The 10008-nt window shown below is 59.3% G+C and carries 13 protein-coding genes and 1 pseudogene; 7 read left to right on the top strand and 7 right to left on the bottom strand.

Features of this window, described 5'->3' with window-relative positions:
- The 4 genes from gndA to ACGVJ8_RS06935 form a co-directional block, all read left to right on the top strand.
- Nucleotides 1-1329: NADP-dependent phosphogluconate dehydrogenase (gene gndA, locus ACGVJ8_RS06950; RefSeq protein WP_392346681.1), on the top strand; the 1329-nt coding region annotated here is incomplete at its 5' end.
- A gap of 11 nt (nt 1330-1340) precedes the next feature.
- The gene (gene pgl, locus ACGVJ8_RS06945) at nt 1341-2054 is read left to right on the top strand and encodes a 6-phosphogluconolactonase (RefSeq protein ID WP_392346679.1); all 714 of its coding nucleotides are present in this window, start codon (nt 1341-1343) and stop codon (nt 2052-2054) included.
- On the top strand, nt 2035-2595 hold the full coding sequence (locus ACGVJ8_RS06940) for a CIA30 family protein (protein ID WP_392346677.1): 561 nt from the start codon (nt 2035-2037) through the stop codon (nt 2593-2595). Before pgl ends, ACGVJ8_RS06940 begins: the two co-directional genes overlap by 20 nt.
- 4 nt (nt 2596-2599) lie before the next feature.
- The gene (locus ACGVJ8_RS06935; RefSeq protein ID WP_392346675.1) at nt 2600-2968 is read left to right on the top strand and encodes a hypothetical protein; all 369 of its coding nucleotides are present in this window, start codon (nt 2600-2602) and stop codon (nt 2966-2968) included.
- Nucleotides 2969-2983: 15 nt separating this feature from the next.
- Here the strand turns inward: ACGVJ8_RS06935 and ilvD are convergent, their stop codons facing one another.
- The 3 genes from ilvD to ACGVJ8_RS06920 are packed head-to-tail and all read right to left on the bottom strand — an operon-like array spanning nt 2984 to nt 5622.
- On the bottom strand, nt 2984-4657 hold the full coding sequence (gene ilvD / locus ACGVJ8_RS06930; protein ID WP_392346673.1) for a dihydroxy-acid dehydratase: 1674 nt from the start codon (nt 4655-4657) through the stop codon (nt 2984-2986).
- Nucleotides 4658-4701: 44 nt separating this feature from the next.
- Nucleotides 4702-4980 carry a hypothetical protein gene (locus tag ACGVJ8_RS06925; protein ID WP_392346671.1) on the bottom strand — a complete coding sequence of 93 codons (279 nt, stop codon included), beginning with the start codon at nt 4978-4980 and terminating at the stop codon, nt 4702-4704.
- A 24-nt stretch (nt 4981-5004) separates the two neighbouring features.
- On the bottom strand, nt 5005-5622 hold the full coding sequence (locus ACGVJ8_RS06920; RefSeq protein WP_392346669.1) for a uracil phosphoribosyltransferase: 618 nt from the start codon (nt 5620-5622) through the stop codon (nt 5005-5007).
- Nucleotides 5623-5695: 73 nt separating this feature from the next.
- Between ACGVJ8_RS06920 and ACGVJ8_RS06915 the strand changes: the two genes are divergently transcribed.
- Together ACGVJ8_RS06915 and cobW are read left to right on the top strand one after the other, a co-directional pair.
- Complete coding sequence (locus ACGVJ8_RS06915) at nt 5696-6187, top strand: pentapeptide repeat-containing protein (RefSeq protein WP_392346683.1); 492 nt, start codon at nt 5696-5698, stop codon at nt 6185-6187.
- A gap of 5 nt (nt 6188-6192) precedes the next feature.
- Nucleotides 6193-7275 (top strand): cobalamin biosynthesis protein CobW, encoded by a 1083-nt coding sequence (gene cobW, locus ACGVJ8_RS06910; protein ID WP_392346667.1) that lies wholly within the window; start codon nt 6193-6195, stop codon nt 7273-7275.
- Here cobW and ACGVJ8_RS06905 read toward each other — a convergent pair.
- Together ACGVJ8_RS06905 and ACGVJ8_RS06900 are read right to left on the bottom strand one after the other, a co-directional pair.
- A complete protein-coding gene (locus tag ACGVJ8_RS06905; RefSeq protein WP_392346665.1) occupies nt 7212-7409 on the bottom strand; it encodes a hypothetical protein in 198 nt (65 codons plus the stop codon). The two genes, cobW and ACGVJ8_RS06905, sit on opposite strands and share 64 nt — an antisense overlap.
- An 18-nt stretch (nt 7410-7427) precedes the next feature.
- The gene (locus ACGVJ8_RS06900) at nt 7428-7604 is read right to left on the bottom strand and encodes a hypothetical protein (RefSeq protein WP_392346663.1); all 177 of its coding nucleotides are present in this window, start codon (nt 7602-7604) and stop codon (nt 7428-7430) included.
- Between the two features lie 233 nt (nt 7605-7837).
- Here ACGVJ8_RS06900 and ACGVJ8_RS06895 point away from each other — a divergent pair, with 233 nt between their 5' ends.
- The gene (locus tag ACGVJ8_RS06895; RefSeq protein WP_392346661.1) at nt 7838-8839 is read left to right on the top strand and encodes a DUF389 domain-containing protein; all 1002 of its coding nucleotides are present in this window, start codon (nt 7838-7840) and stop codon (nt 8837-8839) included.
- On the opposite strand, the gene ACGVJ8_RS06890 is transcribed toward ACGVJ8_RS06895, so the two are convergent.
- Nucleotides 8734-9681, bottom strand: a complete 948-nt coding sequence (locus tag ACGVJ8_RS06890) for an SDR family NAD(P)-dependent oxidoreductase (RefSeq protein ID WP_392346659.1) — start codon at nt 9679-9681, stop codon at nt 8734-8736. The two genes, ACGVJ8_RS06895 and ACGVJ8_RS06890, sit on opposite strands and share 106 nt — an antisense overlap.
- Nucleotides 9668-10008, bottom strand: a pseudogene (locus ACGVJ8_RS06885) (hypothetical protein); the annotation flags it as partial. The pseudogene ACGVJ8_RS06885 and the gene ACGVJ8_RS06890, both read right to left, overlap by 14 nt.

Here is a 10008-nt window from a genome sequence, read left to right as displayed (position 1 = left end):
GTCTACAACCGCACCTATGCCAAAACCGAAGACTTCCTCCAGGGGCGTGGCAAGGACAAGAACATTCAGGGCGCCACTGACCTCGAAGATTTCGTTGGCAAGCTAGAACGCCCTCGCCGGATTTTGATGATGGTGAAGGCGGGGCCTGCCGTCGATGCCGTTGTTGATCAGCTCTCTCCCTATCTTGAACAAGGCGATCTGCTGATTGATGGAGGCAACTCCGAATACCACGACACCGAACGTCGGGTGAAGCAACTCGAGAGCAAGAGTTTCGGCTTCATCGGTATGGGTGTGTCCGGTGGCGCCAAAGGTGCCCTGGAGGGGCCGAGCATGATGCCCGGAGGAACCAAGACCTCCTACGAGGCCATCGAGAGCCTCGTGAACAAGATGGCGGCCCAGGTCGAAGACGGACCTTGCGTGACCTATATCGGTCCCGGGGGGTCAGGACATCTGGTCAAAACGGTCCACAACGGGATCGAATACGGCATCGAGCAGATCCTCGCCGAGGGCTACGACCTGATGAAACGGGTCAAGGGAATGAGCGGTGTGCAGATGGCCGACGTTCTGGGTCAATGGAATGTCACAGAAGAGTTGTCCTCGTATTTGGTGGAAATCACCGAGGTGTGTCTCCGCACCAAAGATCCCGTCGATGGCAGTGATCTGGTGGAAAAAATCACCGATCAGGCTGGCCAGAAGGGCACGGGACTCTGGACCGTGGTGACGGCGCTACAGATGGGCGCATCGGTGCCCACCATCTATGCCTCCCTCAATGCACGGGTGATGAGCTCGATGAAGCCACAGCGCTTGGCGGCGGAATCAATCCTCCAAGGTCCTGCCATCAAGGACTTTGACCTGGGGACACCTGACGACGCCATGGCTCCGTTGATGGATGCCACGGTTCTGAGCTGCATCGCCAGTTATGCCCAGGGCATGGAATTGTTGCGCATTGCCTCCCAAGATCTCAATTATGAGCTCCACATGCCTTCAATCGCTCAGATTTGGAAGGGGGGCTGCATCATTCGGGCCCGTCTGCTAAAGCGCATTCAGGATGCTTTCCACGCGGATCCCCAGCTGCCCAACCTGATGGTGGATGCCTGGTTCGCTGAGCAGATCAACCGACGGCTGCCCGGACTGGCTCAAGTGGTGGCTGGTGCTGCCGAGGCCGGCATTCCTGTTCCCTGCTTCAGCAGCACCCTCGACTACATCAACAGTTACCGCTCCGGTCGTCTTCCTCAGAACCTAGTTCAGGCGATGCGCGACTGCTTCGGCTCCCACACCTACCAAAGAGTCGACAAGGAGGGCACGTTCCACACCGAATGGCTCAGCTGAGTGGTTGAGCGATGACCAACTACCGCATCGAGCGGGCGAAGGATTCTCAGGACCTCGCCCGCCAGGCCTGTGAAACTGTTGCCGCCCAAATTGACCTGGCGTTGGATCAACGCGATCGCTGCCAGATCGCACTTTCCGGTGGGAGTACGCCGGCCCGAGCCTATTCCCTGCTGGGTCAGGAGCGGCTGCCCTGGGATCGGGTGGACGTCGTCCTGGGTGACGAGCGCTGGGTTGCTGCCGGCGATGAGTCCAGCAACGCCGGCATGTTGCGACGCACCCTGCTCTCCCCCGGGCCTGGAGCCGCCGCCGCTTTTCACCCGGTGCCCACTGTGGAGCTGGACAGTCCTGAGGCCAGTGCCCAGGCCTTTGCTGATCAGATCTCTCAGCTTTGCTCAGGAGCACCACCGGTGTTCGATGTGATGCTGCTGGGACTGGGGGATGACGGCCACACCGCATCTCTTTTCCCCGGCACTGAGGCTCCAGGGGTGCTGGATCGCTGGACAACCATCGGACGCGGCAAGGGGTTGGATCGAATCACGTTGACGACTCCTGTGCTCAGTGCCGCCCGTCAGGTGATCTTCCTCGTTAGTGGGGCCGGAAAACAGGAGGCCCTCAGGCGACTGGTGGATCCCTTCGAATCCTCCGATCGCACCCCCGCTCGGCTGGTTCAACCTGCTAGTGATGTGCTGGTCCTTGCCGATCAGGATGCAGCCGCCGGCCTCTGAGCAGATTCTTTTCCAGGGCAGCGACTTTGCTGACTGGGCCAGCCTGAATGACACGATCATGGGCGGCCGATCCCGTGCCGGCTGTCGCGTGACCCCTGACGGACTCGTTCTGGAGGGGGACCTGGTGGAGACCGGTGGTGGGTTCGTGAGCTGCCGTTCCCCCCGCCTGCAGCCCGCGCTCGATCTGTCGCCTTATTCGGCACTTCAGCTGGATGTTGAGGGAGAAGGTCGAACACTGAAGATTGCCCTCGGTTGCCGGGATAGGGCCATGGGACTCACCGAACTGATTCCTGGTGGTCTCCGTTGGGTTGTGGATGTTCCGACCCAACCCGCTGGCGTGACCCCTGTGGTGGTGCCTTTCGCCGACCTCAGACCCACCGTGCGGGCCAAGCCCATTGGCTTACCGCTGCGCTTCGATCCCAGTGGCATCACCCGCATTCAGGTGTTGCACTCGAAATTTGGCGATGCGGGGGATCTCAATCCGGGTTTTCGTGCTGGCTCCATCCGGATGCTGATCCGCTCAATCCGCGCCTTGCCCTGAGCCCATGGACCTTCTGGTGTTGATTGCCAAGGCGGCTGACGTTTGCCTCAAGCCCTGGAGCCATGCGGTGGTTTTGATCGATCCTTCGGCTCCCGAACAAATCGACGATCTGCACGTGCGCATTGAATGCCGCGATGGTGAAGGCCAGCGTTGTTCCGATCAGGACCTTGAACTGGAGATTTACCGGAGTGGCGACGAAATCAACCTGATGCTCAGCTGGTGGGACCAACCCGAACGCCCGATGCTCTGGCATGGGCGTCATCCGGTTTGGATGGATGGAGCTTCGGGTCAGCGTTGCGCAGCACCTCAGGCTACCGCCTCTCTTGAGGCATTGGGCCGGCGCTTACGGGCTCTGGTGCAACCGGCTGTTTAACCGACCACGCCGAGTTTACTCGGCGTGGTCGGTTGTTGCCCCCCGGCTCGAGCTGGAGACCAGCCGTGCGTATTTGCCGAGAATTCCATGGCGATAGCGCGGTTCCGGCTTACTCCATCCCGCCCGGCGGCGCTCCAGTTCCGCCTCATCCACATTGAGTTGGAGCAGCAGCTGGTCAGCATCGACGGTGATACTGTCGCCCTCTTGAACCAGGCCGATCGTTCCACCTACAGCAGCTTCAGGGGCCATGTGACCCACCACCAGGCCATAGGTGCCACCGCTGAAGCGGCCATCAGTGATCAGGGCGACCTTGTCGCCCAGGCCTTGACCAACGATCGCTGAGGTAGGGGCCAGCATCTCCCGCATGCCCGGTCCACCAACGGGACCTTCGTTGCGGACCACCACCACATCCCCGGCCTTGATCTTTTTGTCGAGGATGGCGGCGAGGCAGCCTTCCTCGCTTTCGAACACCCGGGCTGGGCCTGTGAGTACAGGGGTTTTCACACCGCTGATCTTGGCCACGCTGCCCTCGCTGGCGAGGTTGCCCTTGAGGATTGCCAGGTGTCCTTTGGCGTAAAGGGGATTGCTCAGGGGGCGGATCACGTCCTGCCCGGCGGGCGGTTCGGACGGCACATCTGCCAGCAAGTCCTTCAAGCTCTTGCCCTCCACCGTTCGGCAGTCGCCGTGCAGCAACCCAGCATCTAACAGCAGCTTCATTACCTGAGGAATGCCGCCGGCGTTGTGCAGATCAACGGTTACGTAGCGGCCGCTGGGCTTGAGGTCACAGATCACTGGCACCTGCTGTCGGATTCGTTCGAAGTCATCGATGCTCAGCTCGACGCCGGCCGTGCGGGCAATGGCCAGCAAGTGCAGCACCGCATTCGTGGAACCACCCACCGCCATGATCACGCTGATGGCGTTCTCAAAGGCTTCCTTGGTGAGCAGATCCAGGGGACGGATGCTGGCTTTCACTGCCTCCACCAGCACCTCAGCGGAACGAGCGGCACTGTCGGCCTTTTCCTCGTCCTCGGCCGCCATCGTGGAGCTGTAAGGGAGGCTGAGCCCCATCGTTTCGATCGCGGCGCTCATGGTGTTGGCAGTGAACATGCCGCCGCAACTGCCAGCCCCAGGGCAGGCGTTTTTTTCAACCGCTGTGAGCTGCTTTTCATCGATCTTGCCGCTGGTCAGCTGGCCGACCGCTTCAAAAGCACTCACCACCGTGAGATCACAGCCGCCAAGTTTGCCCGGCTTGATCGTGCCGCCGTAGACGAACACAGAAGGAATGTTCATCCGCGCCATGGCCAGCATCGCGCCAGGCATGTTCTTGTCGCAGCCACCGACTGCCAGCACCCCATCCATGCTCTGGCCGTTGCAGGCCGTTTCGATGGCGTCAGCAATCACTTCACGGCTCACCAGGGAGTATTTCATCCCTTCGGTGCCCATGGAAATTCCATCACTCACGGTGATGGTCCCGAACATCTGTGGCATGCCTCCGGCCTGCCGCGCTGCTTCCTCGGCTCGTTTGGCCAGGTCATTCAGCCCAATATTGCAGGGGGTGATGGTGCTGTAGCCGTTGGCAATGCCCAGGATGGGCTTGCCGAAGTCACTGTCTCCAAAGCCCACGGCCCGCAACATGGCGCGGTTGGGAGACCGCTGAATCCCCTTGGTGACGGCGTCGGAGCGAAGCATGGAACGGAGCGGACCAGTGGCAATCAAGCCAACCTACCGAGCGCTCATCCTTCGCTTCCGAGACCTTCGAGCTGGGCGCGAACGCGGGCGATCTCAGCGTTGAGTTTTTCCACCCGTTCCTCAAGGTGTCCGTTTGGTGAGCTGTCCAGCACTTCAGAACCGTCCTGCATCCGCGGTGCGTGCAACATCGATTTCTGCGCGCCATAGCGCCTGCGCTTGTCGGCTTCATTGAGGAGCCACCAGGCCAGGCCTGCAGCACCGAACACTGCTCCGGTGACCAGAGTGGCCAGGGTGCCTGAGCCCGTGTCGTGCTGCTGGGCCATAGGAGCGATCAACCTTCCTGAAGGTTAGTCACGCCTTCCAGATCTGAAGTTCAGCCGTCGCACAGGGTCACCGATTCCCGGAGAAATCTCGCTTTGCTCCCCTAGGTTTTCGTCGATGCAGGCGGTATGCAGCGTTAGATCTGGAATCGCTTCACCCAACAGCTTCAGTCCAGGACTGGCGCACAGCGCGGTGATCAGCCGCAGCCGCCGTCCATCCACACCTCTCTTCTGAAGCTCCTGCAGAAGCTCGAGGGTGGCCTGACCATCGCTGATCTGATCAACAAACAGAATCACCCCGGCGTTGGCTTCGATCTCCTCCGGACAGGACCCCAAACAGAGGGATGAATCAGGCAGCACGGACCGTGCTCCCTGCCAAAGCTCGAGGCCTGCTGGCAGCACTGGAATGGCGATCAGCGGTACCGATGCCTCAACGAGTGTGCCTTCGGTGTCTCCATGGATTCCGGGCACCATTTCCCGGCGATGGGGCAGCCAGTCCCGCAGGGCTTCGTAGGTGAGCCACCGCCCAAGCTCCTGCAGGGCGGTGGCGTACAGGGCAGCAGGGGTTTCCCGGTGCCGCAGCATCGTCAGCCAATGACCGATCAGGGGGTGGGGTGGAACCACCACCCGCAAGCTCATGGCCATATCGACTCGCTCCGCTGACAGTTGCCATAACGTAATTGCTCAAATTACCGGTCTCATGGGCGCCCTTCGACGTATGGCTTCGCTGCTGGCGGTGATCACGCTGGCGTTCAGCACCGTTTTCTGGGCTGAATCAGTGCAGGCCATCACCGCTCCCGAGTTGCGTGGCCAATTCGCAGTTCAGGAGATCAGCGCCGATATGCACGGTCTCGATCTCAAGGAAAAAGAGTTCCTCAAGGCTGATTTGCGGGAGGTGAATCTCAGCGGCACGGACCTGCGCGGAGCTGTGATCAACACCTCGCAACTGCAGGGGGCTGATCTTCGTGATGCCGATCTCTCCGATGTTGTTGGCTTTGCTAGCCACTTTGAGGGCGCGGATCTGCGGGGGGCCAACTTCACCAACGCGATGATGATGCAGAGCCGTTTCACGGACGCGCAGATCGACGGTGCTGATTTCACCAACGCCGTAATCGATCTCCCGCAACAGCGGGCCCTCTGTGTTCGGGCAGATGGATCCAACCCGATCAGTGGCGTCTCAACCCGTGAGAGCCTGGGCTGCCGCCCTTAATCGTTATGGCTAAGCGTCTGCCGGTGACCGTGATCACCGGATTTCTTGGGGCCGGCAAGACCACGGTGCTCCGCCATCTGCTCACCAGTGGTGGCCAGCGATTGGCCGTGATGGTCAACGAATTCGGCAGCGTTGGGCTTGATGGTGATCTGATCCGCAGCTGTGGCTTCTGTCCCGAGGAGGATGTGGACGGCCGGTTGGTTGAGCTGAACAACGGTTGCCTCTGCTGCACGGTGCAAGACGACTTCCTCCCGACGATGGAGAGGTTGCTGGAACGGGCGGATCAGTTGGATGGGATCGTTGTTGAGACCAGCGGTCTGGCCTTGCCACGCCCTCTGCTTCAGGCCTTGGATTGGCCGGCCATCCGCAGCCGTGTGTATGTGAATGGTGTGGTGACGCTGGTGGATGGCGAGGCCTTGGCTGCGGGCAGCCCAGTGGCTGATGCTGAAGCGCTGGAGCGCCAACGTGCCGAAGATCCCAGCCTCGATCACCTCACAGCGATCGACGACTTGTTTGAGGATCAACTCCAGGCTGCTGACCTGATCTTGATCAGCCGGGCTGATTGCCTAGATGCATCAGCGATAGCTGAGGTGCAGGGCCAGATCAAGGACAAAGTCCGCCCGGGCACTGCTCTACTCCCTGTGTCTCAGGGACAGGTGGAGACATCTGTTGTTTTGGGCCTTGAGCACAAGCCCACGCAACACGACCACACTCATCACGATCATGACCATAGCCATGTCCAAATGGTCGGCAGCAATGTTCGCGTCGAAGGGGCGTTGGACCGCCAGGCCCTTGAGCAGCTGTTACCCAACCTAGTCAGCGATCACCAGGTTGTTCGACTCAAGGGGCGTGTCTGGTTGCCCAGCAAAACGCTTCCGTTACAGATCCAGATGGTGGGTTCGCGGCTGAATAGCTGGTTTGAAGCAGCTCCCAGCCATGCCTGGCGTCCCGATCAGGGCTGTGGTGCTGATCTGGTGGTGTTGGCCTTGAACAAGGCTGCCGCTTCGGCGGTGGAATCCAGCCTTCAGAGGCTGGTGCAGGCCACGCCGGCCAAGGCCAGCCCCGCGGCAGCCACACCAGAGAGCTGAATCGGGTCTCCTCCCATTCGGCCCACAAAAAGAGCCATCACTGGCGCCGTGGCCATCAGCGTCACCCCTTCTCCAACGGGCATGGTTTGCAGCACAACCTGTTGCAACAGGATTTCCCCGTTGGTTCCAACCACGGTGGCGATCACTAGCTTTCATTTCTCCCGCCGCTTCAGGTTGGTTTGTCTCCAGATCCCGTTGAGGAAGGGGAGCAGACCGAGCCAACCGCCCAGCAGCCTGATGGCAGCCGTCTGCAATGAGCCGAGCTCAGCAGCGATGACCCCCTGGTTCGGTTGGCTCGTCTCTTTCGCCTGCAAAGCAATGAGAACCACTGCGCTTGAAACCAAAAGTGCGCCGAGACCGTTCTTTACTCCCAAGCTATCCCTCATCACCAGTACCCCAGCGATGCTGGCCAGCACCGGTCCGCTGTTTTTTTCATTCTTCTGATCAGCTCTGCGGTGATCGCCACCCTTGGGTTGATCTCCAACAGCACGGCGGTTGTGATCGGGGCCATGATCGTCGCGCCTCTGATGGACCCCATCCCATCCTCAGCCTGGCCTTTGGTTTGGCCGTCAGCGATGGAAAATTGATCCGACGTTCCACCGTCACCATTGGCTTCGGCGTTCTGGCGGTTATTGGAACCGCAGCGTTGATCAGTTTGGGACTTGGGATCAGCCATTTGCAGTCGAAGATCACCAGCCGCACGTCTCCGAACCTGATCGATCTCGGCATAGCCATTGCGGTAGCGGTTGCCGGGTTGTTCTCGATGACCCGCAAACAATTGTCGAATTCGATTGCCGGGGTGGCGATTGCTGTCGCCCTTGTGCTACCGCTCTGTGTCAGCGGCATCCGCCTCACCCTCGGCTCGAAAATGGTGGCTGTGTTTGGTAGTGGAACGGTGGCGGGTCTCACCAATCAGATCGTGGAGGGATCGTTTCTGCTTCTCCTGGCCAACCTGATCGCCATCACCGTCACCAGCCTTGTGGTGTTTTTGGTGCAGCGTTACGGCTCATTCCGCAGCTGTTGGCGCAATTTTTTGGTCTGGTTGGGATTGCTCAGGCTGCTGAGCCTGCCGTTGTTATCGGCATTGCATGACTTCAGTTTGCGGCAGGAGATGGATGCGGAATTTGGTCGCTTCAAACCACGACAACTCAAACATGTAGCCATCGCACAAGGCAACCAGAGATTGTGGTCAAAAGTTCGTCTGATGTACAGTAGCGTCAGTGTTGTCGACAACAAGGCAAGGCTAAGGCTGGATGTTGTACTGAATGCACCTGAAGATATCGTGGATCAATCCTTTATGAACAAGGTCAATCATCAGATGTTGAAACGAGCCAAAGGCTTTGGCTCGGATGACCTTGATGTCAACATCAGTGTGATCCCCAATCGTGTGTATAAGTTCGATAATCAGAAGATCAATAAGTCATGGATCTGCGTTTTAAATCACTCTCAGAGTTGGTTTTATGTCGCCAGTAAAGAGTTGATCAGACCGTTCGACAACGTCCAGAGCTTCGTCGCCTTATCGCTGTCATTCGCTTCCTCGGAGGGTTCTGTTGTTTTGAATTGATGCCGGCCAGGGCCCAACAGCGCATTGCTCCAGTAGCTGAATCCCGGCTGGTGAAGCTGTTCATCGATGAGCTGAACCAGCAGTGCCCCAGCCTGCTCAACGCTTTCCGTCAATTGCAATAGATCGCGGGCGACAAATCCAAATAAGGCCTGTCCCATGGGATTGGCTTGGAGACTGTTTCTGAAAAACCCCCCTGATGTCCGTGGAATAACCAGCCCTGGACTCCAGGCCACAATCGGCACCCCTGGACGCTGCCGGTGGATCTGCAGGGCCATCAGAAGATTGCAGAGCTTGCTGTCTTTGTAGGCCTTATCTGCATTGAACTGACTTTCTCCGTCCACCATCGGGGCCCCAGCTCCCTGGCGCAGCCCCTGCAGCATGCCCAGGCCTGCAGGCTGACCAACCCGTCCGCCGCCGGTGGTTGGGTTGTGCACCTCAGAGGCGGTGATCACGATGGCTCGGGTTTGCTCTTTCAATCCTTCAGCCAGAAGTTGATGGGCAAGGTGGTTCACCGCAAAGGTGAGTTCGATGCCTTGTACACTCCAACGGGGGGAGCGATGACCGGCGTATTGCAACCCAGCATTCAGCACCAGTGCATCGAATGGCATCCGGTCACGGCGGAGTTGTTCGATCGCCTTGGCCACAGACGTAAGGTCCGCCAGATCTGCAATATATGTCTCAACGGAACCCGATAACGCGGTGCGGGTTAGCTCGGCCCGTTTTGCATTGCGGCAAACAACGGTGAGTGCATCACCTCGGGCCAGCAGAATTTTTGCCGCTTCAAGGCCAATACCGCTGCTGGCACCGGTGATCAGAATGCGGCGCTTTTCAGCAGTCGTCATGGAGTTGGAACACGTAGAGATCCGCGTCACGATCGCTCACCACGTACATCCTTTTTCGACCGGGATCGACGGCAACACCCTCCGGTTTGCGGATCCGTTTTGGCTTGTCTCCTGTGCTGATGGTGAGATCGAGGCGCTGAAGAACAGTGTCCCCTGCCCAGTCGTAATCGAGTTCGATCAGCAGCCCGGGCTGGCGTTCGTTGAGCACAACCACATGGTCGTTCCTGGTGTTTACGGTGATGCCCTCCAATCCGTAACGCGTCCTGATGCAACGCACGGTTTTGCGCACCGGAACCAGTCGTGGCATCGGAGGTTCCATTGCCAGTC

Origin of the sequence: Parasynechococcus sp. (assembly GCF_042954245.1) — a bacterium.
In the GTDB taxonomy this organism is placed as follows: Bacteria; Cyanobacteriota; Cyanobacteriia; order PCC-6307; family Cyanobiaceae; genus Parasynechococcus.
The sequence above is the reverse complement of the archived record's forward strand: the minus strand, read 5'-3'. Positions and strand labels throughout refer to the sequence as shown.